Genomic DNA, 24,806 nt, shown 5'->3' with positions numbered 1-24,806 from the left:
CTGTAGAGGCATTTCAAAAAACATTTAAGCTGACCGCTTAATGTCCATAAGGACAATACCTATTTTAAGGCATAACTTGCGTTATGTCTATTTCTGGTACACAAAATCTCTTCTTTTTTTCCAAAACCACCAATATTCAATTGTCAATTTACATTTGCACCAGTAGATGCTAACTCCGAGAAGTTATTTTTAAGAATATATCTTTTCATATAAGTTTTGTGTAAGCATTGAGTTTGTTTGTATAATTTTTATGTAAAAAAGCGAAAAAAATATAGCCTAACAATAATTTAATATTATCGTTAGGCTATATTTTTCAAGTATTATTTTTATTCATCAGTCAAGCGATAACCGACACCAATTTCTGTTATTATATATTTCGGTTGCGATGGATCTTCACTGAGTTTTCTCCTCAAATTTCCCATACAAACGCGTAAGGCCTGGGTATCTTCAGTAACTATTCCACCCCAGATATTCTCTATAATATATCTGTGTGTAAGGACCTTTCCTTGATTTTTAGCTAATAAAACAAGAACCTTGTATTCATACGGTGTGAGGCGGATCTCCTCATTATAATTCCAGATCCTATGTTTATCTGTATCAATAATCAAGTCTTTTATTTTATATATAAAGGTTTCTGCCTCTGATGATACATTGTCATTTGATTTATGACGCAATATCACACGAATTCGAGCTAGTAATTCCGTTACACTAAATGGTTTTGTAAGATAATCATCGGCACCCGCATCAAGGGCCTCGACTTTTTCACGGTCATGCCCACGCGCAGATATAATTATTATTGGCATTTGTGATATCTTTCGGAGTTTCTTAATCACCTCTAAGCCATCCATATCTGGTAATCCAAGATCTAAAATTAAGATATCTGGATTATGTGAGATAGCCAACATAAGTGCATTAGCACCGTTAGCAGCATCAATACATTTGTATCCTTGGGTTTCAATTGAAACTTGAAGAAAGCTTCTTATTGAATTTTCGTCATCTACAATCAAAATAAGTGGTTTCATTTATTTTGTCTCCTTATCTGATAAAACATAGAATCTAACAATTGTCCCATGAGGCTCATTATTACAAATTGTTATTTTTCCATTGTGCGCTTCTACAATTGATTTACATAACGAAAGCCCTAAACCCATACCTTTACGTTTTGTACTACTATTAACATTTTTATTATAATAGCGTTCAAATATGTGCGAAAATTCTTCTTCTGAAATACCAGGTCCGTTATCTTTCACTTCAAAATACACATGATTTTCTTCACTATATAACGAAACAATAATAACGCTTCCTTCAGGGGAATAATTAATTGCATTATTTAAAATATTTACAATTATTTGTCTTATTAATACTCCATCAACATGTACTAAAATTATTTCTTCTGGTATTTCAACAAATATTTTATGTTTAAGCGTATGTTTCTTTACATGAGTCACTGCCGCAGTTATAATTTCCTCTGCTGCCTCTTCCGCAATATTAAGTTTGATTTTGCCTTCTTCACATTGTGTTGTCTGTAATACATTTTCAACTAATTCATTCAACCAATCTGCATCCTCATAAATACTTTGCAAGAAATTTTTCTTAACTTCGTCACTTATTTTATCATAATTGTCAAATCCCGTGCTTGCCATTCCCATAATACCCGCCAAAGGAGTTCGAAGATCATGAGATATTGTTCGCAACATATCGGCACGCAAACGTTCTGCTTGAATCTCCATCTTAGTATGTTGTTGTTTCTCATAAATCCTTTCCTTCTCCAACACGACTGCAATCTGCGGTGAGATAACTTCAATAAAGGCCCGTTGCGCATTTGAAAGAGATAGATTATCCACCAATGAAACTCCCATTACACCTAGTACCCCATTGTGGTTTAAAACAGGCGAATAGTATGCTTTGGCATTAGGAAAAAGCGTAGTTCCTCTTCCACAAGGACTCCCAGATTGATATGTTTCTAGGCACGCCAAACAATCATTATTTTCTTTGAACACCTCTTCCCCCTCTATATTTCTACATAATAAGATACCGGTGGTATCAAAAAATTCCACAAGAACATTTGCATTAAACTGTTTTGAAATCTCTTCAGCAGAAACTTTGGCTAATTCCTCTACACCTCTTACATTGAGGAGTCTTTCCTCAATAAAATACAATGAAGATATATACTCTTCCCTATCTTTTACAAGTTGTCTCTCCAATTTCACTCTTATTGTAAGCATACTGGTAATCCAGCCAACAATAAACATTACAAAAAAAGTAAGTAGATAATCCGAATTATTTACTTTGAGCGTATATAATGGTTCAATGAAAAAAAAGTTATATAAAAGTACAACACAAACCGAAGCAAAGAAGCTGTAAATATATCCTTCTGCTAAAAATGAAAACAAAAGAACTCCGAGTAAATATATCATAACTGTATTTGACTCAGACATCCTAATATGATCAAAAAACAATGATATCGTAGTACATATAAGCATTATTGCCATCATAATCATCAAATTTTTTATAAGCTTTTTCTTTGATTTAATCTTTTTCATTTCTCATTTACCTCTAATCTGTACGAGCATACATGTTATCGTATTGGTATTTTCCTCAGCTAAAATGCACTCCTATACATACCAATAACATTTGTAAATGATTATAACACTTACAATTCTTTTTTACTATTTTTATCTTTGTTTGTATATAACTTCTTCAATCTGTTTTCAATTATCCAACGAGTGGGATAACCAACTATCTATATTCTAATATAGAAGCTAATTTATTGTGGCAACCTGCTGCCTAGACTAAGGAATGTATTATAGATATTAATTGTGCCATATCCCCATATATTGTTTGGGTATATCAGATTCGCATCTGTATCAGCACCGCGTATTAAAAATCTTCCAATTTGTACGGTGCTTATTGAATAATAATTTCCCCTTACAATTCCCCATTCCAAAATCATTGCTGCAATTCCAGTTGCATGTGCGGCTGCTATACTGGTACCGGAAGTTCTTACAAACATATTACCAGGTATAGGAGCTAATACATTTTCTCCAGGCGCAGCTATTTCTGGTTTAATATAATTATTTTTTGTATAGCCTCTACTGGAATTGGGATAAATACCCTCAGTTAATGCATTATATGCTGTTATCGTTACAGCCAATGGAGTATTTCCAGGTGAAGTTATTGTAGTATCGGGATTAGAATTCAGAAAATATGTACCCGTTGAAATAAAACCTACTATAGGCAGCCATATATGAAACTTTAACGCTGCATCATCTTTTCCATTTCCGTATACTCTAAATTTCCAAAGTCCTGGTGCTGCATTTTGAAAACGAATCAGAATCATAGGTTCTCCAGTTTGAGATTCTATAACAAGATAATCCACATATACAGTAGTATTTTCAAAGATAAAATTTATTTCCCTATTCTCACCTAATCTCGACACTATTCTAGGTACATATTGTCCCTTGGGTGATAAAATATCAATTGAATAGGAATTCGGTGCATATCCCCACAATTCCATCGCAAAACCTTTATCATTTTCTCCAATCACAAGATCAACGTTATCAAAACCTATTTTAGGATCAATCGTTCCGAAATAATGACTCTGCGTCTTCCCTTCATTTCCTGCTGCTATCAAAATTCCTCTACCATTAAAATTTCCAACCCACGCTATGAAACTTGATAATATATCATAGCCATCATGTGCACCTTGACTAGTTCCCATTCCTATACATATAGCAATTGGTTTATTAAGAAGTGATGCAATATTTGTAAGATATTTTATACCAAGCATAATATCATCTTCCTGATAACAATTTGCGCTCTCTGGAATGTAGAAATAATCTCTTAAATGTTGCTTTGCTTGTTTTAATTTCACAACTACGATTTCAGACTGTGGTACTACTCCTTGAAAATCATTTTTTTCATCTCGTGATCCGCCAGCTATACCAGCGAGCATAGTTCCATGACCGATTTCGTCTCTACTAGGTACAACCAAAAAAGGATTTTCGCTTTTTAGTGCTTGATTAATTTGTTGCCTGCTGTATTCTGTTCCAAAATAAAAGATATTTTCTGGTGCTTCTATGTTTTCAATCGTTTGGTCCCAGATTGAAACAATTCTTGTAGAATTATCAGCATTCTTGAAAATCTGATTCGTATAATCAATTCCAGTATCTACAAAGCCAAGTAAAACGCCCGTTCCAAACAAGGATAATTTGGGAACATTTTGAACTTTATTTACCCCCATTGCATCTAAATTAATCGTATCTAACAATCCATATAGTTTTGGTATTACTGCATATCCATTTTCATACACTATTTTAGTAGAGATTTTGGAAATTGGGAAATAAATAATTTCGTACATCTCATTTATAATATTCCTTGGATAACCCGCAAATATATCCATACCTCTATCCGTTCGATTATATTCTACAATTGCATTGGCAAAATCATTACTTATGATTTTCTTGCGATCTTCAATAGTCATAAGTCCTCCTTAGACAAATTACAGAATACTGTTTTTAACTTTATACTATATTATGTATATGCATAAATTAGATTAATAATTTTATTTATGTATGATTAGGGTGTCAAAAATAATTATGAAAGGTGTCGAGTGAATATTAATTTCTGATTATTCATTTTATCTTGCCTTTCCTTCAAGTAGTATATTTTTTACGAGCCTCAAAAATGATAAAAATACTCGCTTGCGCTCATTTTTTATCTGAGTCTCGACAAAATATAAGCACTACTTTCAGCCGGTCTGCGATAAATGAATAATCAGAAATTAATATTCACGATTTACTTTACAAAATAATTTCCTCTTAAAAATACTATTTTTCTGGAAACCTAATTTTTCAAACTTATACTCAACTAACGGTGACATAGGAAAACTTATTATGACACCTTAATCATATATATTATGAAATAATATTTTATTTTTTTGTAAAAAAACACATCATAGCTATTATAACTATGATGTGTGCATTTATTCTACCACGGTTTCTTTCATAAAACCGTTTCCATTCTATTCATTTACTTATTCTTAGTCATATGTCTTTGAACAAACTTAACGATTTCAACAATCGGAATTACACTAAATGCTAAAAGTACAGCAACTCCATATTCTGTTAAGTTAATATGTTCAAACTCAAAAGCGTTTGCAAGGAACGGTACATAGATAACAACTGTTGTCATTATAAGACTTAGAATACCTGCTCCCCATAAAAATACGTTTTGATTGCTGATTGTAAATATACTTCCACGTTGACTACGCATATTAAAACTATGGAATATCTCTGCAAAGCTCAGTGTAAGAAATGCCATGGTTATACCATCTGCACTTTCTGTAATTTCCCATACTCCTGATTCCATATAATGACCTACAAAATACGCTGCAAGTGTTACGATTGTTACAAGAATTCCCTGATATACTACATCAAATCCAACACCACCTGAAAAGATTCCATCTTTTGATGAACGAGGCTTTCTTTCCATAATATCAGCATCGCCTTTTTCCATTCCAAGTGCAAGTGCTGGGAAGCAGTCTGTAATCAGATTAATCCATAACAAATGAACTGGAAGTAAAATCGTAAATCCCATTATTGTTGCAAAGAAAATACTTAATACTTCACTCATATTTGAAGCAAGTAAAAACTGTATTGCTTTTCTAATGTTATCGTAGATTTTTCTACCTTCTTCAACTGCACCAACAATTGTTGCAAAGTTATCATCTGCAAGAACCATATCAGCCACATTCTTAGTTACATCTGTGCCCGTTATACCCATGCCGATACCGATATCTGCACTTTTAATACTTGGTGCATCATTTACGCCATCACCAGTCATTGCTGTAATGAAACCATTTTTACGCCATGCATTTACAATTCTAACCTTGTGCTCAGGCTGAACTCTTGCATATACTCTATAGTTACCAATCGTTTTTTCAAATTCTTCATCACTAATTGTATCAAGATTTGCTCCTGTAATTGCCTGTGACTCATTTTCAAGAATGCCAAGCTCTTTTGCAATTGCTAAAGCTGTATCTCTATGGTCACCTGTAATCATAATCGCAGTAATACCTGCGCTCTTACATTCTTCAATTGCGTCCTTAACTTCAGGTCGAATTGGATCAATCATACCTGTAAGTCCTATAAATGTTAATTCCTTTTCTAGTAAAGATGGTTCATTACTAGATGGTTTCACATCATAAGTTCTTTGTGCTGCACATAAAACACGGAGAGCCTTTTGTGCCATATTTTTATTTGTATTAAATATTTCTTTTCTCATAGTTTCATCAAGAGGCAATATTTTGCCATCTTTCAAATAAGTAGTACAAGATTTTAAGACTTCATCAGGCGCTCCCTTTGTATATTGAACGATTCCCTCAGCAGTTTCATGAACAGTACTCATCATCTTTCTCATACTATCAAATGGAGCTTCACCTATTCTTGGTGCCTTATCTTTTAAATCTTGTTTCGCAAGACCTTCTTTGTATGCAAAATTAACAAGTGCACACTCTGTTGGTTCACCAGTTGCATGATTTTCAAGGTCAAGTTCGGCATCACTACAAAGAGCCATTGCAGTGGCTAGCAACTTCACATCACCAAAATGTTCCACTACTGTCATCTTGTTTTGTGTTAACGTACCTGTTTTATCACTACATATAATTTGAGCACAGCCTAATGTTTCTACAGCTGTAAGTCGACGAATAATCGCATTACGCTTTGACATACTAGTTACACCAATTGACAATACGACTGTAACAACCATCGCTAATCCTTCTGGAATAGCTGCAACTGCAAGACTTACTGCAATCATAAATGTGTTCAATACCGTCTGTCCGCTTAAATCGCCTTCGCGAATAAGGCTGAATGCAAATATAAATACACAGATTCCAACAACCAATACGCTGAGTATTTTACTTAGTTGCGCAAGCTTAATTTGAAGTGGCGTCTGTCCTTCTACTGTCTTAGAAATGGCATCTGCAATCTTACCCATTTCAGTCTCCATTGCTGTTGCTGTTATAACGGCTTTACCACGTCCGTAAACGACAGCACTTCCCATATAGACCATGTTCTTTCTATCACCAAGAGAAACAGGGGTACCATCCAATCCTAGCACATTGATCATCTTATTAACTGGTACGCTTTCACCTGTCAATGCAGATTCCTCAATCTTCATACTTGCACTCTCGATAATTCTACCATCTGCCGGAATCGCATCGCCTGCTTCTAAAATAACGATGTCACCGACAACAAGATCTTCACTTTTAACGATTTCAATTTGTCCATCGCGAAGTACCTTACTGGTAGCCGCTGCCATCTGTTGTAAAGCTTCGATTGCTTTTTCCGCCTTGCTTTCCTGATAAACACCAAGTATTGCATTAATGACAACAACAAGCATAATAATGATAACATCAGCATATCCTTCATGCGAATATGCGGCTGTAACTCCAGAAATAACTGCAGCTACAATCAAAATAATAATCATTGGATCTTTCATTTGTGCAATCAATCGTTCCACAGTGGAGACCTTTTTCCCCTCCGCTATTTTGTTTTTTCCATTCGCCAAAATTCTTTTTTCTGCTTCCGCAGAAGTTAAGCCGTCTTCATTACTGTTGAGCGCAATTAATACTTGCTCTTTTTCTTCACTATAATATTTCATTTTCAATCTCCTTACTATCCTCTTTTAGTTTTTACATAAGTTTGTCAAACTATACAAAAAGACTCATGTATAGATAGGCAAACGCCGTGTCTACACATGAGTCTGGTCATTTAATTATAAGCCAGGCCTAAAAAAGGCCATGATGTTGACTTAAAAACGCATTGGTATGCGCAAACTACTCCCTCATGGGATTTATGTGTTTTTCATATGTTACCATAATACGGTGGAACTGTCAATTGAGTGGGATGTATACATACATTTTTAATTTAAAATATTTTTTTCTTTAAATCATTTGTAATAATATACTCCAACAACGCTTCACAACCTTCTTGGACATCATTATACGTCAAATCAAAATTCCCAGTATACCAAGGATCTGCAATATCTCTTGGGCTTTTTGTGAAATCTAATAACCGATATATTTTATTTTGGATATCTTGTCCTAATATTCGATTCATATTTTGAATATTTGCTTGCTCCATGCCAATAATGTAATCATAATTTTGATAGTCTTTAGAAGTTAACAAAATAGCTCTTTTCCCATCCGTTGAAATACCATACTGCCTTAATTTATTCCTTGTACCGTGATGTACTGGATTGCCTATTTCCTCTGAACTTGTGGCTGCTGAAGCAATAAAAAACTCATGTTCCAATCCTTTTTTCTTTACAATATCTTTAAATACATATTCCGCCATCGGAGAGCGGCAAATGTTGCCGAGGCATACAAATAGTACTTTTGTCATCTATTAATTCTCCTTGTAAACGCTTGATTTTATTGACTTTCTCTTGATTTTACGACAGCGAGAATTCCTTTGGCTCAAAAAGCTCTATCAGATTACTTTCATAACCCAATAAAGCTTCTTCCACTAAATCTTCTGTTTTGGTATAAATTCAATTTTAAGTGCCATATCCATTCCATCAGCCAATCTTTTTAACAGGTTAATAGATGGATTCCTCGTTCCATTTTCCAACTTACTGATATCCGCCTGATTAATGCCACTGCGTTCTGCTAATTGCTTCTGTGTAAGATTTTGAGATACCCTTGCATCCACAATTGCACGAATCACATCAAACTCTGGTTGCAGATTGTCATATTCTTTTTTTAACTCTTCATCCTGTAACTGCTCTGCTAGAAAATCATCATATTTTCTCATTCTTCTCACACCTTTCTAAATAATTATTTCGATATGCTTTAGCTTTTTCTATTTCTGACTTAGGCATAGAACTCTGGAAATATCAGTTCCAACTTTTCCTCTGATTTCAAAAATTCCATCGTCAAGATGTTTGCTATAAGGTTCTCTTAACTGATTTCCCTTTTCCTGTAGTATGCCCATGATTCCAAGAATTTTTGCACGCATCTTTTTATCAAGGCTAAGTAAGAATTCTTCTACTGGTATAACCCCATTTTCTCTTTCATAAAACTCTATTGTAAATTTATTCACTTTTTTCCTCACTTGCTTACTTTTAGTATATGGTATATATGCCATATTGTCAATTGAAAGAATATTACATTTTCATCATAGCCTAGCAACTCAATTCACATTAACGTATCTCAATTTTTTCGCAATTTTTTCAAAAATCCTGTCGTAAATGTGTCGTAAAAACACTTCATTATTCCCATGAGCCACCACAATTACAAGCAATTCTCCACCACAGTTGATACTATACCGAGGCATACAAACATTTGATCAAAACACTTCCAATGAGAAAGATAGGCAACAGATTTTGAAACAGTAATGCCGTTACACCGCCCAAGTTTTCAGCAAAAAAAACTTTAAAGATATTTACCGGCCTCATCATATCAATGGCAATCGTGCCCTTTCTAACACTAAGTGTGATTCTGTGTTCTACATTAGTAGTCAGCACCACAGAAATCATGGAAGAAACCACCGTATAAGTCAGCATCGTATCCACTGTAACTCCTTGCACCGAATCAGCATTTTTGAATAAAGCTCTCCAAAAATATGCTGTTGCCACCATGATGATCGTCTGCATTAAAATATTGCCATACACATCAAACTTATATGCCAGACCTTTTAAGATCTGTGTTTTATATACATAAAAATAGGCGTTCCTATTCTTTGGTTTCATCCTTAACCCTTTCTACACTCTTTCGATAATTACAAACATACTCCATTGGTTACTTGCCTTTCTCGAACATATCTAATTTACTATTTTATACAAAAACATTTTGTGGCAATTAACAATATTCCAAACTTACTGAGAATTTTATAGATCTACATTTCTTTCACAATTATTTATAAATATATTGAAGCATCTATAATTTTAATGGTATAATATACCAAATATAACACAGGGGGAACTTATTCATATGATTTTTAATAAATTAAAAGCAAAATTCGTAAAAATTTCTAAAAAAAATCTCTTGATTACATCATCAATGGGAGCTGTACTATTAATTATTATTGTAATTATAGTATTTTCATTTTCTACAATAGGTTCAGGAAAAAATTCACTTAATAGTTCTATGGAATCAAAGGATTTAGCATTACAATCTAATACATCTTCCCAAAAAGAAACACAAAGTACATCTTATCCAAATAGTGCACAGAATAATTCATCTACAGAAAACATTACTCATACTACGGCGAATACGGTAACCGAAAGCCCTGCACAACAGATAACGGTAACACAAGAAACTCAAGCATCTTCAGATACTTCTGCTACTACACAAGCTACTACGCAAGCCACTACGCAAGTTCTTACCACCCAAGCTCCAACTACTAAGAATGAAGTTTATACGCAAGCCCCGAATTCAGTTGATTTTGATGACTCTCAATCTTTTACAATTTCATACACAGATTTTTCCTTCTGGAATAATGTAAGTATTTTACAACTTGGAAAATATTCTACCTTTTCTAATTATGTTGATAGTTATACTTTAGGGACAAGAAATATTTTAGCCGGTTTGTTAAAGGGCAGTACCCTAAAACTTAATACGATTAACACTGGATATGATTTTGTAGTTTTTGATTCTACAAATGGTGGTATGTTTGCTAAGTTAATTATTGTTTTATCACCAGAAGATTACGAAACTTATAGAAGCGGTAATAATACATCTAACCCCATTGTTATAAGAAATCACTATAGTTCATCAGTTCCATTTAGGTCCAATTCAACATATACCTCAAGTAATACAGATATTGCTACAGTTGATTCAAATGGAAAAGTTAATAGTGTATCAGAAGGATGTGCATTTATTACGATACACGATACAGTTTTAAATACAGATGAAAAATATTTTGTATACGTATTTTCCAAGCATGGTTTATATAAATAGAAAGCATTTAATACTTTTCTAATCAAGACCACCAGCTTAGCTGGTGGTTTGCTCTGCGGCTATGATTAATTTTATAAATTAAATTTTATATAATTTTTCCTGCATTATATTAGTAAAGCAAATTTTTAGTGATATTATATATTTATTTATCTTCTACTTTGGATAATTTATATAATTAATATTTTCCTGAGAGACGATGAAAAAGTTATCAATATATCGGTAATGTTGTGAAATAATCTCATCAAAATCTTTCTGATATCTTAAATACACGTCTTCAAGAATATATGTTTTAGGAACAACATGAGACAATAAATCTCTAAATGAATCAATGAAACACAACGCACCAAATAAAGAATTTCTACGACAATCACCTGGAATTTCTATATTTGTCATTTTTGGCTTTAGCTGCTTACAAATGATATCAGAAGTAAAAAAAGAGAAATAAGCATATTGTAAAAATATTTTTTTACCATCTATTATATGTTTTTCTTCAAGTTTTCTCCCGTAAGTAGCTGAGCCTCTTCCTTTAGTGTAAACTGCATTGTAGATTACTATTGTATCAATATCATTGTATAATATTTTTTTAGTTACAAGCTTTCCAAAGCATATATAGATTGCGCTTTGGCTATAATAATATTTATGTAAGTATGGATATGCATTGAGTATAAAAATATATACAGATACAATAAAAATTATATTAAAAAAAAACGCATAACTATCAAACCATTTAAATACAAAAATAATAAGTGATGCAATACCCGATAATATTGGAATAATCGAAGTCCATTTTATTGAAAAAAATAACATAATCTCTATTGTATTTTTTAATCATAAATCTCCTTTTTCCTTACTTAAGTATATAATAACTCAACGTATTATCAACAATCCCAAAAAATCATTTCATCATCTCAGCAATATACATCTATAACTTGCTCATTATTTCCACTGAAAAAGTTCCTTAAAGTCGTGACAATCAGGACAAATCCAATAATAACTTCCCTTGATCATTTTCTGGATATTCTACTTCTTGTTTCAATCGCAAGTTTAATATTAATTCAAACATCTTATATATCCATTTCTTCTATATACATTTGAAACATGCTAACATCACTAATAATTTTTCGTGGTATATTTTCACAATATATATACAAATAAAAATCATATCCGACCTGAATAAACAAGTTATTTTCCTGAGTCCTTAATTTGCACCATAAACACTCTCTCAATAATAATTTAGTCATTTCATCCACTTGACTAATCGATATTATGTTTTCATTCCTTACAGTTTCAAATAATTCTTCTTCTTTTTTTGATAAAGACAAATCACTATCGTTTAGAAGTTTCACTGCTTCAGCAATGCTGAAATATTTTTCCAAATCTTTGACTACTAATGTATCAATACTCTTATCTTTTAATATCATCATTAACACTTGAATATATTTGTTTTCGACACATATATATTCATTAGGCTCAAATACTTCACCATTATATAATTTTCCAATATCAGCATATGATGTCCATTCACTCAAAGCATATCGTCCTTGTTTATCACGAAGGAAAGGATTATATTTTGTAATACGATATTTTTTCATTTAATCACCTATTCTAATTTTTAAAATTTCATCATACTACTACAATAATTCGTAATTTTTTATTCACACGCATCCTCACTCTTATTTCACAAATGATTAGTTGCAATAGAAATACAGATAAAAATTGTAACAATAAATTCCATTTCTCTTTTCAAATCAAATTACCACGCCTTCTTATTTCAATCTTTTTAGCCTCTAATAGAGCTTTTTCATGATCTGGCTGCAATTGCAGGATTTTAATATTTTTTTAAATTCGATTATTTATGATATTGCAAAAAGTCAATTCAAGTCAAAACTTTCTGATATTTCTTGATAATTAACACCTGTAAGATATGAAACTTTTACACTTGCTCCACTGTCTGTAAATTCTACATTGGTGATAGGCTCGACCACATTTGAAAAAGGTTCTTTAAAAGATGTTATTTCAAGAAAATACTTGGTCTCATCAAAAATATCTCTTACAATAACCTTGTTTACCCCCCCATATGCTACTTTGCCATTGCACTGGTCAAAAATGTATTGGAAGATACTTGAAAGCATATCCATTTTTGTGTCGTAGTAGTACCCCCATTGAGTCCCTATTCCTGTACCTGCTTGCAATGTGAACCTTACAAGATGATCGCTTACCATTAAAATGTGGGGTTGGCGACTCAATGGTCCGCCTGATTTCACTATTCTATGATTTTCATCAAATATATTATAGTAAAACAGGAAATTCAATTTAACGACTTTATAATGTTCGTTTTCTTCAATTATTTCAGCGTTCTTAATATCATCAACAGAAAAGAAAGAATGGTTGTCTGAGGATATATCCCCCCCTAATGATGCATCAGATGTTATCCTGCTTGATGATGTATCAAATGGATCTGACGAATGCGAACAAGCAGACTGCATTAACAGAATCGACAAAAGGATACATATAAATACTTTTTGTTTAATCATATTTTTACCCTTATCCTACTTATATTTATAGAATCGACCTTCATTATGTGGATCAACCTATGGAATAGTCACCTAGGTTAAAGCGCCAACTGGATCGGCTATAATAAACTAGACAGATTTTTAAAGGGCATATACAATGAATTCATATAAATGAAAGGAAGATTGATTATGTCCGAAAAAGCCCCTCGTAAAACCCGACGTACTTATACATCAGATTTTAAACAACAAATTATTGATCTCTACCGTAACGGTAAAAGAAAATGCGACATCATACGTGAGTATGATATTGCTAGTTCACTCTTAGATAAATGGATTATCCAGGCAGAGAGTTCTGGTTCTTTCAAAGAGAAGGACAATCGTACCCCTGAGCAAGAAGAACTGATCCGTCTCCAGAAAAAATTAAAAGTGTTAGAGATGGAGAATGATATTTTAAAACAAGCGGCGCTGATCTTAGGACGAAAGTAAATGTGATTAAGGTGAATATTCACAAATACTCTGTATCAGCAATGTGTCGCGTCCTTCAGGTTAACAGAAGTACCTACTATTATGAAGCAAGCAAGAATCGGAATGAATCTGAGCTTGAATCTGCCATAGTTGATATATTTAAAGCGAGCCGTAATAATTACGGAACGCGAAAAATCAAGAAAGAGCTTGCCGATAGAGATATCATTTCATCTCGTAGAAGAATCGGCAGAATCATGAAGCAGGAAGGTCTTGTATCTTCTTATACTACGGCTCAATTTCATCCACAAAAAGATACATGTAATGAATCAAAAGTGGAAAATGTTGTTGATCGACATTTTAACGAACAGTCATATAGAAACGTAGTAGTAAGTGATTTAACATATGTTAGAGTCGGAATGAGCTGGCATTACATATGTGTACTTGTTGACCTTTTTAACCGCGAAATCATTGGTTATAGTTCTGGTCGACGTAAAACTGCAGCATTAGTAAAACAGGCATTTATGTCAGTGAAAGAAAATCTTGGTGATATAAATATATTTCATACAGACCGAGGCAATGAATTCAAGAACCAGATGATTGATGAAACACTTGAAGTCTTTGATATTCAGAGGTCACTAAGCCATAAAGGCTGCCCATATGACAATGCCGTTGCTGAAGCAACATTTAAAATCATCAAGACAGAATTTGTAAAGAATCAGACATTTGCAAGTCTTTATCAATTACAATTGGAGTTAGCTGACTATGTTAATTGGTTTAATAACCGCAGAATTCATTCTTCGCTGGAATATCAAACACCAGTCCAATACAGAATGAATACCCTTAAAAAAGTTGTTTAGAAAAATATTGACAATCCAGTAGTCTTTATTTTTAACAACACTTTCTACTATAGAACATTTTCCTAAGATAATTAATTTTCAAATATTCACTCTTTTATTTTAAGGTTATCTTTTATTTCCTGGTAATTAATTTCAGTTTCTATATGATCTCCAATTGCATGCGAAACAGAAAGACTAAATGCTACTCCATTACTAGTTAGATAACTATATACACTACTACCTAAATTATCCGCCTGAGTGAATGCTTTTATTAAATCATCATCATTATAATCTCTCAAAATAACCGCTCTTACTTCATCTGTTTGCTGTGCCCATTTCTCCCTATAAATCTTAACTAAATTACTATTAATAGAACATATATCCTGTAGCTTTATTTTTGAACAAGCCTCTAGATCTATATTTAATGAATAAAAGATATTATTGGGGTGTGCTGCTGTTCTAACATTACCAAATCCACTAAACACAATGCTAATCAATCGTTTATTGCTAAACGTAATTTTAAAATCAACAGTAATGGTTAAATTAGAATAATCAACACCATAATCATATAAATGTTCCATTATTGTTTCTTTAATAAAATTATTCACCTCAGAATAATCTCTCTTATCACCAATTAATTGTGGGTACTTAATATTAACATTACTATTTATATGTGATGTATCTGAAAATACTTCTTCATTTATTGTATAATCCACAGAAACATTTCTTAGCTCATAAGATATACTAGATACCTCATCATGGCTGCTTGTACTATTATCAAAAGTATTACCGCTCTCATTATTTTGGCAGCTTACCAAGCATATTGCAGTAATTATATTTATACATACAATAGTTGATACCAATGTAATTTTAACCTTTTTCATATAAACCTCACTTTACTGTAAAATTCCAATAAATATATCTTAATTTTTATAAAATAAAAGCCGAGAATATAAATATTCTCGGCAAAATTCATAGTTAAGCAACGCTAATAATTCTTAGCCTCTTACCCTGTTTAATTGTCCCCTTTAATTTATACCCCATTGGTTAATATTACCATATTCAATGGGTGTCGTCAATATGCTCTATCCTATATGATATCTTACGTATCTAAGTGTCTATGCATGTGCTACTAGTCGTTATAGTCATCCAAAAAGCTACTCTCAACGTCGTCCTTGTGATAACCAATTACCGTATTTAAATTAATGTTATGGATACTTCTGAAGATATTAATATCTATCACATCACTCGTTAGACGTAATTTTTTGATGAGCTTCTTCATTTCTTCTCTTTTGGAGCCGCCACCACCATTGTCACATATTGAACAATTTTCAGTGAATCTACATGCGCACTGAATAAACTGCAAGTCATTATATTCTTTCCATGCAATAATGTCAGCTTCTTTTACCTTATACATAGGCCTTATTAGCTGCATTCCTTCGAAATTCTTGCTATGGAGCTTGGGCATCATGGTCTCTATTTTACCACTGTACATCATCCCCATAAGTATGGTCTCAATTACATCATCAAAATGATGTCCTAGTGCAATCTTATTACAGCCTAGCCTTTGTGCATTACTGTATAAATAGCCTCTTCGCATTCTAGCACACAAGTAGCATGGCGTATTTTCCACATTTGCCACAGCATCAAATATATCTGATTCGAAAATCGTAATCGGAATATTTAATAACTCTGCATTATTAATTATCGTCTGCCTATTAATCTCATTATAACCAGGATCCATTACAAGGAAAACCAACTCAAACTTTATTACACCGTGTTTTTGTATTTCCTGCATTAATTTGGCAAGAAGCATGGAGTCTTTTCCGCCAGAAATACAAACCGCAATTTTATCATTTTCCTTGATCATCTCATACTCATTGATGCCTTTTGTAAACTGTCTCCAGATAGGTTTTCTATATTTTTTAATAATACTCTTCTCTATTTCTTCGTATCTTTCCATGGTAATTTCCTTTCAACATACATGGTTCAATGCATGTTTTCAATGTATAGTTTCAATATAAAGTTTCAATATAGCTTCAATGTATATTTTCGTATATAGTTTCAATATATTACTTTCAAACCAGTTCAGCTCTTTTTCACCTTTTAAATCGTCAATTTCTTATAGCATTCATCAAACGCCTTCATAAATGTATCAACTTCTTCCTTGGTTGTCAAATGGCTAAGACTGATTCTCCATGAACACATTGCATTTTTCTTGTCTTTTGAAACTGCATACACTGGTCTTGACATCGTCGCTTCCACAGAGCATGCGGACTTCACTGATACACAAATATCCCTACTTGATAATTCCTGTTGAAATACAGTACCCTTTACACCTTTCACGCTAAGGTTCAAGATGTGGGGTATTGATTTTTCTGTACTATTTATTCTAACCAATGGATATTTTAAAAGTTGCGATTTTATTTCTTGATTGAGTTTTTCCACATAATTATAATTTTTATCCAATGCTTCATAGGCAATCTGAAGCGCTGTGTAAATAGAAGCTGCTAAACCTAATGCTGGTGTTCCGCTTCTATATATAGTCGTACTTGCTCCACCATGTATTAAAGGCTCCAAAACTACATTTTCTTTGCGGATTAGAATGCCACATCCATTAATCCCATAAAATTTATGGGGAGTAAATGATAACAGATCAATGTTTTCCATGTTGATTTTAATTTTTCCAACTGCCTGAGTAGCATCAACGTGTAGATAGCAGTTTGGTTTGTCATTTATAAGTTTTGCTATTTCCTCAATCGGTTGTAAAATTCCTAACTCGCTGTCCACATAACACACCGAAATGAGTATTGTATCATTTCTTATTAATTCCGCTAAGTGATCCATATCAACCTGACCATTTGGTAAGATATCCACCAAATCGATTTCATAACCTTGATTTTTTAATGCAGTCAGGGCTCCACTCACTGATGAGTGCTCCAAACATGTTGAAATGATGTGCTTTCCTCTATTTCTATAGGTATAAGCCACACCTTTTATTGCTAGATTATTGGATTCGCTAGAACCCGAAGTATATATGAGTTCAGACGGCTTTACTTCAAGTAAATTCGCAATATTTGCGGTAATTTCATCCATATGTTGTTTTGCGTTTTGTCCTAATTTATGAGTAGAGTTTGGATTGCCATAAAAGGATCTATTTTCCTCACAAAAGCAGTCTAAAACCTCACTATTTACTGGTGTATTTGCAGCATAATCTAAATATATCATCTGAATTCCTCTCTGCCGAAAAAAGGCACCAATCATATGACTGCTGCCTTTTAACCTTTATAAACATAGTTTTATTATACCTTATCTTTTTAAATTTGCAAATCAAATTTCACAAATTCATGTTTAACCTTGCTGCCGTTTAATAATGCATATTCCTCAACTCTGAACTAATCCTCCATAGCTTTTTCTAAAGCCTTTTTGAAGTAGTCAACACTTTGAGCCCCGGATATTGAATATTTGTTATCAATAATAAAAAATGGAACACCTGTTATACCAAGTTGAATTGCTTCATTTTGATCTTTAATAACTTCGCTAGTATATTTTTCAAGTTTTAAATCTAGTTGTAATGTATTCTTATCAATATCTACCTCTTCTGCAAGTTCGAGAAGATTATTCTTATCGCCAATATCTATGCCTTCTTCAAAGTATGCTGCAAAAATACGTTTTGCTACTTCATTGCCTTTTCCAATTGAATTTGAAAATTTTAAAACTTCATGAGCCAGTGCTGTGTTTCCTGGTTTTAGATGTTCAAAATCAAAATTCAAACCTACCTCTGCTGCAAGACTAACAATATTATCATTTGCCGCTTTCGCTTCATCCAAAGTAATCCCATATTTTTTTGAAATAAGAGTATTAATATTCTGACCGTTATAACTCCCTGCATCTACATTCAACTGAAAACTTCTAAATGTAATCTCCACAGGGGATTTTAATTCTACCTCGGCGATTGCCTTCTCTAATTTTTTCTCCCCTAGATAACAATAGGGACATGCAAAATCTGACCATACTTCTATTTTCATATGTTTTTCCCACCCAATCTATTAATATTTTTATATAAGTTTCTCTTTATACAAGCTATTATACGATATCCAAGGGCCTTTGAACAACAACTTATTATTCCTTATAGTACAGCTTTAAATGCTTCTTCTAAATCTTGAATAATATCATCTACGTTTTCAGTTCCAATTGATAGACGAATTGTGTTAGGTTTGATTCCTTGGTCTAATAATTCTTCACCTGAAAGCTGTGAATGTGTAGTAGATGCTGGATGTATAACCAAAGATTTCACATCTGCAACATTTGCAAGGAGTGAAAACAATTCTAGATTATCAATGAAATCTTTTGCCTTCTGATCATCACCTTTGATCTCAAATGTAAATATTGATCCACCACCATTAGGAAAGTACTTTTTGTACAAATCTTTTTGGCTTTGATCATCTGTAACAGAAGGATGATGTACCTTCTCTACTTGAGGATGATTATTTAAGTATTGAACTACTTTAAGTGCATTCTCTACGTGACGCTCAACTCTAAGTGAAAGTGTCTCTAATCCTTGTAAGAATAAGAAAGCATGGAATGGTGATAATGTAGCACCAGTATCTCTTAATAGGATAGCTCTGATTTTTGTAACAAATGCTGCAGGTCCTACTGCTTTTGTAAAGCTAATTCCATGATAACTTGGATTTGGTTCTGTAAGAGATGCAAATTTGCCAGATGCTTCCCAATCAAACTTTCCACTATCAACAATAACGCCACCAATTGCAGTTCCGTGACCGCCAATGAATTTTGTTGCTGAATGAACAACAATATCAGCGCCATATTCAATTGGTCTAACAAGATAAGGAGTTGCAAATGTACTATCCACTACTAATGGGATTTTATTATCATGTGCGATTTTAGCAATTGCTTCAATATCTACAACTTCTGACTTTGGATTTCCTAATGTCTCAATCAATATAGCTTTTGTATTTTCCTTGATTGCATTTTGAATTGCTCCTTCTTCAAATACATCAACGAAAGTTGTTGTGATGCCATATTGAGGCAATGTATGTGCCAATAAGTTATATGTTCCGCCATATATGTTCTTCGCTGCAACAATATGATCTCCTTGTTGTGCTAAATTCTCAATTGTATATGCAACCGCTGCTGCTCCTGAAGCAACTGCAAGTGCTGCAACGCCACCTTCAAGTGCTGCAATTCTTTCTTCAAATACACCCTGTGTTGGATTTGTTAATCTTCCATAAATATTACCAGCGTCAGCTAAACCAAATCTTGCTGCTGCATGTGCTGAATTACGAAATACATAAGATGATGTCTGGTAAATTGGAACTGCTCTTGAATCTGTAACTGGATCTGGGCTCTCTTGACCTACGTGTAACTGCAATGTCTCAAATTTCAATTTTCTGTCTGCTCTTTTGATTTTATCACTCATAATATTCTCCCTTTGCATATTTTCATTAATATGCCCTTTTTATTTTATTTTATTTTTATTTATAAATCATAATTTATGTAATTATTATCCTTGCTTGCTGAAGTTAGCTACAACATCGACACATTCGAAAGCTCTCCGGTAGATAATGATTTTCCTTCTCTAATTTTCTCATATTTATCATTCCTTTCGTTTCCCTATCTATGATTTAGGATTTATTAAATGAATTATAAAATTCTTTTCCTACTTTGTCAATAGGTTTTGTATTAATTCTTTTTTTATTTTGGAACGGACGTAAAATCATTACTTTGGCTTTGCTGTATCATCTCCTTGTATGCAAGTTACTAATGTGTTTATTTTGTGCTAAAAGATAAGATAAAAAGTTCGAACTCCTCACTGCGTTCGTCAGACAACGAACTTTTTATCTTGGCGCACAAAATAAACACATAAGTAACTTTTGCATACCGTCAAATGATACTGCAAAGCCAAAGTAATGATTTTACGTTGTCTCGAAATACGAAAAAAAGAAGCCGGCATAAATGCGGCTTCTTGGATTTTACTTACATACATAATTAATTTTTTTCAATAAGACTATATACATAATTATCGTTTTTTCAGTATGTCTATATACATAATTACCGATTTTCCATTAGTGTTATATGATACAATTATCAATTTCACCAATGACTATATTACGTAATTATCTACTTTACCTTGTTGCCAGTCTACTAGATCGGCAAGTGTTACATTATCAACGACACCTTTAATTGCATCATCGAGTTTTTTCCAAAGTAATAGGGTTACACAATCGCCTTGTCTAGCGCACTGATTTTCATCGTCTTCCAAGCAAGCTACTGGTGCTAAACTTCCCTCGGTAAGTCTTAATATCATTCCAACTGTATATTGTTCTGGTTCCCTAGTTAAACGATATCCACCTTGTGGGCCTCTGATACTCTTAACAAATCCTGCTTTATTCAAGGTTGACACTATCTGCTCCAAATATTTGTCAGATATATCTTGTCTTTCTGAGATATCCCTAATTCTTACTAAATCGACTTTACCATGTATAGCCAAATCCAGCATTAATCTTAAAGCATATCTTCCTTTTGTTGACACTTTCATCTAAAATCCTCCTTCTGTATGTATGATATCTTCATGCAGAAATATTATTCGTTTCTAATTCCTAGTATTCACTTCATCTACACTTGAATAATAGGAATTAAATATATAATACTCTCAGATATTAGATTAGTCAATTTTTTATTCTAAATCATATAGTCATTTCCGGCTTTAGCTAATTGGCGCTGTACAAGCTCTTCCAACGTAATATTGTCGACTACATTATTGATTGCATCGTTCAATTCTTTCCACACATCAAAGGTTACACAGTTTTGACTCTGTAGACTAGAATTGGGGATATCGTCTAATAAAGAAACTGGTGACAAACTACCTTCTATTGTCCTAAGAATCATTCCAACCGTATAATTTTCAAGTTTATCCGCCAATTGGTACCCACCTTTTGATCCACGTATACTTTTTACATATCCTGCTTTCGATAAGCTTGTCATAATCTGTTCCATATATTTTTCAGGTAATGACTGCCTCGCAGCAATACTTTTAATTGTAATGTACTCACCTGTATTATTAATCGCCAAATCGAGCATCATACGTAATGCATATTGTCCCTTTGTTGAAATTTTCATTTTTTAACCTCCTTATTATTAAAATCAATTTGTAAATTTATTTATCTTATTCTTAGTTAAAATATATTTGTAAATTTATCTTCTTATTATAATGGTTTACATATATTAGATTTGAATACTTGTGGATTGCATTCATTGATTTGCATTATTGCTTTGCCTACATTGATTTACGTTTCTATATTCTTCATGCATTCCCTTAATTTGCTTTCTTGTGGTTTACATATTATTTTTATCATATATTTCATACTATGTCAATAGGAATTGTTAAATTTTTATTGACGAATTGAATTTGATAATATATATTTATAGTATTCCTACAAAGTAAATATGGAATATGTTATTATATTGTAGGATTAAATCTAATAAACCTAATGTTTGGAAGAAATTATTATGAGGAGACATGCTGCGCAGATCTTCTTTCAAACCGATTAAAGCGCAATTAAATGCATGAAATTAAAAATGAATTATAAACTTGCAACAAAATGTTTATATAGTGATAAGGAAGGGACCTCTTGTGATAAGTCAGGGGCCATTAGTTTTCCTATTTATCAATCAGCTACCTTTGCTCATCCTGGGGTTGGAAACAGTACTGGTTACGACTACAGCCGTTTACAAAACCCAACCAGAGAACACCTAGAGGATATTGTCTGTTCACTGGAAAGCGGATATGATGCGCTTGCATTTTCTAGTGGCATGGCTGCAATCTCTGCACTTATGGAAATATTTAGTCCTGGTGACCACATCATTTCTGGAAATGATTTGTATGGCGGTTCTATTCGTTTATTTGACAACATCAATCATAAGAATCAAATTACATTTGATTATATCGATACAGGTAACGATGATATCGAATCTTATATTACACCTTCTACGAAAGCAATTTATGTGGAAACCCCAACCAATCCAATGATGAATGTGACTGATATAGTCAAAGTTGCTGCAATAGCAAAAAAGCACAATTTGTTATTTATTGTAGACAATACTTTTTTATCACCGTATTTCCAGAATCCGCTTGTTCTTGGTGCTGATATCGTTATTCACAGCGGAACAAAGTTTCTTGGCGGTCATAATGATACACTCGCTGGATTTTTAGTTGTAAATAGCGCAGAATTATCAGAAAAGCTTAGATTTATCATAAAAACGATAGGTTCTGGGCTAGCTCCATTTGATAGCTGGCTAATTCTAAGAGGAATCAAGACCCTATCAATTCGTATGGAACGGCAGCAAAAAAATGCGATTAAAATTGTAGCTTGGTTACAAACAAATGAAAAGGTGAAAAATGTATATTATCCAGGGCTTCCCGATCATCCTGGCTATGAAATCAGTAAAAAACAATCAAGAGGCTTTGGTAGCATGTTAACATTTGAAGTGGAAACTTCGGATCTTGCATTAAAAATACTTAGTTCCGTTCAGTTGATTCATTTTGCGGAAAGTCTTGGCGGCGTTGAAACATTAATCACTTATCCTATGACGCAGACACATGCTGATCTATCACAAGAAAAGCGTGAAGAAACTGGCATCACTCCTACAATTCTACGACTGTCTGTTGGAATTGAAGACATTGATGATCTAATTTATGATTTATCTCAAGCATTTTAACTTATTATCTAATAAAGGAGACTGACTATATGGGGACTAATTTTGATGAAATTATAGACCGCAGAAATACAAATAGCCTAAAATATGATTTTGGAATGGAGCGTAAACACCGAGATGACTTAATTCCTCTTTGGATTGCAGACATGGATTTTCGTCTGCCAGAAGTAATTATTTCTGATATTCAAAATGCTGTAGCGCACGGTATTTTTGGTTATAGCGATACGAAAGAAAGCTACTTTACACCGCTACATGATTGGTTTTTAAATCATTTTAATTTTGAAATCAAAAAAGAATGGCTTATTAAAACACCTGGTGTGGTGTATGCCATTGCTTTGGCAATTAAAGCGTTCACAAAAGAAGGGGACAGCGTTCTAATTCAGCAACCTGTATATTATCCATTCTCTGAATGTATCAATGACAATAATCGTAAACTGATTAACAGTCAGCTGGTTTATGAAGACGGAAAATATAGCATTGATTTTGATGACTTTGAAGCAAAAATCATAAATGAGAATGTGAAATTATTTTTGCTTTGCAACCCACAAAATCCTACCGGACGCGTATTTACAAAAGAGGAGCTTACACGGCTGGGTGAAATCTGCCTAAAACATAAAGTAATTGTGTTGTCTGATGAAATTCATTGTGACTTTACGTATCCAGGCCACACGCATACGGTTTTTGCTTCCATAAGTGAGGCATTTGCAAATAATTCAATCGTATGCACGTCTCCAAGCAAGACTTTTAATATGGCTGGAATGCAGACTTCAAACATCTTTATCCCAAACAAGACCATAAGAAATGGATTTATTCATGAGCTTGATGCCAGCGGATACAGTCAACTAACCACTTTAGGTCTAGTTGCGTGTCAGTCCGCATATTCAAATGGTTATGAATGGCTAAAAGAGCTCAAAACTTATTTAAAGGGAAATCTAGATTACGCCCGAACTTTTATCAAAGAAAAACTACCTGAAATAAAACTTGTTGAGCCAGAAGGCACTTATCTTATCTGGCTTGACTGTAGCTCGTTGGGAGTATCTTATAAGGAACTCGAAAAGATCGTTATTGACAAAGCAAAGCTTTGGTTAGACGGCGGAATTATATTTGGTAAGGAAACAGCGTTATTTGAACGAATCAATATTGCATGTCCACGAAGTGTACTAGTGCAGGCATTGACGAATTTGGAAATAGCTATACATTCATCAAATCCAAGTGATTAAACACACTATGACTTAAAACAAAGAAAGAATATGGAATCTTTTCCATATTCTTTCTTTGTTTTAAGTTACTGCG

General features: G+C 33.2%; 22 protein-coding genes. 4 read left to right on the top strand and 18 right to left on the bottom strand.

Annotated elements, in window-relative coordinates; translation table 11 throughout:
- Positions 1–326: 326 nt before the first annotated feature.
- The 8 genes from BMY18_RS08680 to BMY18_RS08645 all read right to left on the bottom strand — a co-directional run bounded on the left by BMY18_RS08680 (position 327) and on the right by BMY18_RS08645 (position 9,753).
- Positions 327–1,022 carry a response regulator gene (locus BMY18_RS08680; protein WP_092452906.1) on the bottom strand — a complete coding sequence of 232 codons (696 nt, stop codon included), beginning with the start codon at positions 1,020–1,022 and terminating at the stop codon, positions 327–329.
- Complete coding sequence (locus BMY18_RS08675; RefSeq protein WP_092452904.1) at positions 1,023–2,543, bottom strand: ATP-binding protein; 1,521 nt, start codon at positions 2,541–2,543, stop codon at positions 1,023–1,025. It lies immediately after the preceding gene.
- 224 nt (positions 2,544–2,767) lie between these two features.
- Positions 2,768–4,483 (bottom strand): S8 family peptidase, encoded by a 1,716-nt coding sequence (locus tag BMY18_RS08670; protein WP_092452901.1) that lies wholly within the window; start codon positions 4,481–4,483, stop codon positions 2,768–2,770.
- Positions 4,484–5,031: 548 nt separating this feature from the next.
- Positions 5,032–7,662: a cation-translocating P-type ATPase gene (locus tag BMY18_RS08665; RefSeq protein WP_092452898.1), complete on the bottom strand. Its 2,631-nt coding sequence runs from the start codon at positions 7,660–7,662 to the stop codon at positions 5,032–5,034.
- 266 nt (positions 7,663–7,928) lie between these two features.
- Positions 7,929–8,405: a low molecular weight protein-tyrosine-phosphatase gene (locus tag BMY18_RS08660; RefSeq protein ID WP_092452895.1), complete on the bottom strand. Its 477-nt coding sequence runs from the start codon at positions 8,403–8,405 to the stop codon at positions 7,929–7,931.
- Positions 8,406–8,528: 123 nt separating this feature from the next.
- Positions 8,529–8,816 (bottom strand): helix-turn-helix domain-containing protein, encoded by a 288-nt coding sequence (locus BMY18_RS08655; RefSeq protein ID WP_092452892.1) that lies wholly within the window; start codon positions 8,814–8,816, stop codon positions 8,529–8,531.
- Between the two features lie 48 nt (positions 8,817–8,864).
- Entirely contained in the window at positions 8,865–9,104 is a 240-nt protein-coding gene (locus tag BMY18_RS08650) for a type II toxin-antitoxin system RelE/ParE family toxin (RefSeq protein ID WP_330385964.1), read from the bottom strand.
- Positions 9,105–9,324: 220 nt separating this feature from the next.
- Positions 9,325–9,753: an ABC-2 family transporter protein gene (locus BMY18_RS08645; RefSeq protein ID WP_092452889.1), complete on the bottom strand. Its 429-nt coding sequence runs from the start codon at positions 9,751–9,753 to the stop codon at positions 9,325–9,327.
- A 241-nt stretch (positions 9,754–9,994) separates the two neighbouring features.
- Here BMY18_RS08645 and BMY18_RS08640 point away from each other — a divergent pair, with 241 nt between their 5' ends.
- The gene (locus BMY18_RS08640; protein ID WP_092452887.1) at positions 9,995–10,963 is read left to right on the top strand and encodes an Ig-like domain-containing protein; all 969 of its coding nucleotides are present in this window, start codon (positions 9,995–9,997) and stop codon (positions 10,961–10,963) included.
- A 153-nt stretch (positions 10,964–11,116) separates the two neighbouring features.
- Here BMY18_RS08640 and BMY18_RS08635 read toward each other — a convergent pair whose 3' ends face one another.
- The 3 genes from BMY18_RS08635 to BMY18_RS08625 all read right to left on the bottom strand — a co-directional run bounded on the left by BMY18_RS08635 (position 11,117) and on the right by BMY18_RS08625 (position 13,497).
- The gene (locus tag BMY18_RS08635; RefSeq protein WP_092452884.1) at positions 11,117–11,770 is read right to left on the bottom strand and encodes a hypothetical protein; all 654 of its coding nucleotides are present in this window, start codon (positions 11,768–11,770) and stop codon (positions 11,117–11,119) included.
- 257 nt (positions 11,771–12,027) lie between these two features.
- On the bottom strand, positions 12,028–12,555 hold the full coding sequence (locus tag BMY18_RS08630) for a hypothetical protein (protein WP_092452882.1): 528 nt from the start codon (positions 12,553–12,555) through the stop codon (positions 12,028–12,030).
- 279 nt (positions 12,556–12,834) lie between these two features.
- Positions 12,835–13,497 carry a hypothetical protein gene (locus BMY18_RS08625; RefSeq protein ID WP_092452879.1) on the bottom strand — a complete coding sequence of 221 codons (663 nt, stop codon included), beginning with the start codon at positions 13,495–13,497 and terminating at the stop codon, positions 12,835–12,837.
- Positions 13,498–13,665: 168 nt separating this feature from the next.
- On the opposite strand from BMY18_RS08625, the gene BMY18_RS08620 reads away from it, so the two are divergent.
- Positions 13,666–14,798, top strand: a protein-coding gene (locus BMY18_RS08620; RefSeq protein WP_092452876.1) for an IS3 family transposase whose coding sequence is annotated in 2 segments (ribosomal slippage) — positions 13,666–13,933 and positions 13,933–14,798 — 1,134 coding nt in all. Because the reading frame shifts where the segments join, the coding sequence is not laid out codon by codon here.
- A gap of 86 nt (positions 14,799–14,884) precedes the next feature.
- On the opposite strand, the gene BMY18_RS08615 is transcribed toward BMY18_RS08620, so the two are convergent.
- The 7 genes from BMY18_RS08615 to BMY18_RS08585 all read right to left on the bottom strand — a co-directional run bounded on the left by BMY18_RS08615 (position 14,885) and on the right by BMY18_RS08585 (position 21,917).
- Positions 14,885–15,661, bottom strand: coding sequence for a hypothetical protein (locus BMY18_RS08615; protein ID WP_092452873.1), 777 nt, complete (start codon positions 15,659–15,661; stop codon positions 14,885–14,887).
- Positions 15,662–15,909: 248 nt separating this feature from the next.
- Positions 15,910–16,740 (bottom strand): tRNA 2-thiocytidine biosynthesis TtcA family protein, encoded by an 831-nt coding sequence (locus tag BMY18_RS08610; protein ID WP_092452870.1) that lies wholly within the window; start codon positions 16,738–16,740, stop codon positions 15,910–15,912.
- A gap of 143 nt (positions 16,741–16,883) precedes the next feature.
- Positions 16,884–18,005: a cysteine desulfurase family protein gene (locus tag BMY18_RS08605; protein WP_092452941.1), complete on the bottom strand. Its 1,122-nt coding sequence runs from the start codon at positions 18,003–18,005 to the stop codon at positions 16,884–16,886.
- 167 nt (positions 18,006–18,172) lie between these two features.
- Positions 18,173–18,805: a DsbA family oxidoreductase gene (locus BMY18_RS08600; RefSeq protein ID WP_092452867.1), complete on the bottom strand. Its 633-nt coding sequence runs from the start codon at positions 18,803–18,805 to the stop codon at positions 18,173–18,175.
- A 101-nt stretch (positions 18,806–18,906) separates the two neighbouring features.
- Entirely contained in the window at positions 18,907–20,217 is a 1,311-nt protein-coding gene (locus BMY18_RS08595; RefSeq protein WP_092452864.1) for an O-acetylhomoserine aminocarboxypropyltransferase/cysteine synthase family protein, read from the bottom strand.
- A 684-nt stretch (positions 20,218–20,901) separates the two neighbouring features.
- Positions 20,902–21,336: an RrF2 family transcriptional regulator gene (locus BMY18_RS08590; RefSeq protein WP_092452862.1), complete on the bottom strand. Its 435-nt coding sequence runs from the start codon at positions 21,334–21,336 to the stop codon at positions 20,902–20,904.
- A 143-nt stretch (positions 21,337–21,479) separates the two neighbouring features.
- Positions 21,480–21,917: an RrF2 family transcriptional regulator gene (locus BMY18_RS08585; protein WP_092452859.1), complete on the bottom strand. Its 438-nt coding sequence runs from the start codon at positions 21,915–21,917 to the stop codon at positions 21,480–21,482.
- Between the two features lie 459 nt (positions 21,918–22,376).
- Here BMY18_RS08585 and BMY18_RS08580 point away from each other — a divergent pair, with 459 nt between their 5' ends.
- Positions 22,377–23,516, top strand: a complete 1,140-nt coding sequence (locus BMY18_RS08580) for a trans-sulfuration enzyme family protein (protein ID WP_170841353.1) — start codon at positions 22,377–22,379, stop codon at positions 23,514–23,516.
- A 29-nt stretch (positions 23,517–23,545) separates the two neighbouring features.
- Entirely contained in the window at positions 23,546–24,733 is a 1,188-nt protein-coding gene (locus tag BMY18_RS08575; RefSeq protein ID WP_092452853.1) for a MalY/PatB family protein, read from the top strand.
- The last annotated feature ends 73 nt before the right edge of the window (positions 24,734–24,806 follow it).

Origin of the sequence: [Clostridium] fimetarium, from assembly GCF_900111235.1 — a bacterium.
GTDB classification, from domain to species: Bacteria; Bacillota; Clostridia; order Lachnospirales; family Lachnospiraceae; genus Clostridium_N; species Clostridium_N fimetarium.
Note: the sequence above shows the minus strand (reverse complement) of the source record. Positions and strands in the feature narration are given on the sequence as shown.

What these genes read in the sequence shown, in the direction of transcription:
- BMY18_RS08680 (WP_092452906.1), bottom strand. Translation starts at nt 1,022, where the DNA reads ATGAAACCACTTATTTTGATTGTAGATGACGAAAATTCAATAAGAAGC.
- BMY18_RS08675 (WP_092452904.1), bottom strand. Translation starts at nt 2,543, where the DNA reads ATGAAAAAGATTAAATCAAAGAAAAAGCTTATAAAAAATTTGATGATT.
- BMY18_RS08670 (WP_092452901.1), bottom strand. Translation starts at nt 4,483, where the DNA reads ATGACTATTGAAGATCGCAAGAAAATCATAAGTAATGATTTTGCCAAT.
- BMY18_RS08665 (WP_092452898.1), bottom strand. Translation starts at nt 7,662, where the DNA reads ATGAAATATTATAGTGAAGAAAAAGAGCAAGTATTAATTGCGCTCAAC.
- BMY18_RS08660 (WP_092452895.1), bottom strand. Translation starts at nt 8,405, where the DNA reads ATGACAAAAGTACTATTTGTATGCCTCGGCAACATTTGCCGCTCTCCG.
- BMY18_RS08655 (WP_092452892.1), bottom strand. Translation starts at nt 8,816, where the DNA reads ATGAGAAAATATGATGATTTTCTAGCAGAGCAGTTACAGGATGAAGAG.
- BMY18_RS08645 (WP_092452889.1), bottom strand. Translation starts at nt 9,753, where the DNA reads ATGAAACCAAAGAATAGGAACGCCTATTTTTATGTATATAAAACACAG.
- BMY18_RS08640 (WP_092452887.1), top strand. Translation starts at nt 9,995, where the DNA reads ATGATTTTTAATAAATTAAAAGCAAAATTCGTAAAAATTTCTAAAAAA.
- BMY18_RS08635 (WP_092452884.1), bottom strand. Translation starts at nt 11,770, where the DNA reads ATGTTATTTTTTTCAATAAAATGGACTTCGATTATTCCAATATTATCG.
- BMY18_RS08630 (WP_092452882.1), bottom strand. Translation starts at nt 12,555, where the DNA reads ATGAAAAAATATCGTATTACAAAATATAATCCTTTCCTTCGTGATAAA.
- BMY18_RS08625 (WP_092452879.1), bottom strand. Translation starts at nt 13,497, where the DNA reads ATGATTAAACAAAAAGTATTTATATGTATCCTTTTGTCGATTCTGTTA.
- BMY18_RS08615 (WP_092452873.1), bottom strand. Translation starts at nt 15,661, where the DNA reads ATGAAAAAGGTTAAAATTACATTGGTATCAACTATTGTATGTATAAAT.
- BMY18_RS08610 (WP_092452870.1), bottom strand. Translation starts at nt 16,740, where the DNA reads ATGGAAAGATACGAAGAAATAGAGAAGAGTATTATTAAAAAATATAGA.
- BMY18_RS08605 (WP_092452941.1), bottom strand. Translation starts at nt 18,005, where the DNA reads ATGATATATTTAGATTATGCTGCAAATACACCAGTAAATAGTGAGGTT.
- BMY18_RS08600 (WP_092452867.1), bottom strand. Translation starts at nt 18,805, where the DNA reads ATGAAAATAGAAGTATGGTCAGATTTTGCATGTCCCTATTGTTATCTA.
- BMY18_RS08595 (WP_092452864.1), bottom strand. Translation starts at nt 20,217, where the DNA reads ATGAGTGATAAAATCAAAAGAGCAGACAGAAAATTGAAATTTGAGACA.
- BMY18_RS08590 (WP_092452862.1), bottom strand. Translation starts at nt 21,336, where the DNA reads ATGAAAGTGTCAACAAAAGGAAGATATGCTTTAAGATTAATGCTGGAT.
- BMY18_RS08585 (WP_092452859.1), bottom strand. Translation starts at nt 21,917, where the DNA reads ATGAAAATTTCAACAAAGGGACAATATGCATTACGTATGATGCTCGAT.
- BMY18_RS08580 (WP_170841353.1), top strand. Translation starts at nt 22,377, where the DNA reads ATGAATTATAAACTTGCAACAAAATGTTTATATAGTGATAAGGAAGGG.
- BMY18_RS08575 (WP_092452853.1), top strand. Translation starts at nt 23,546, where the DNA reads ATGGGGACTAATTTTGATGAAATTATAGACCGCAGAAATACAAATAGC.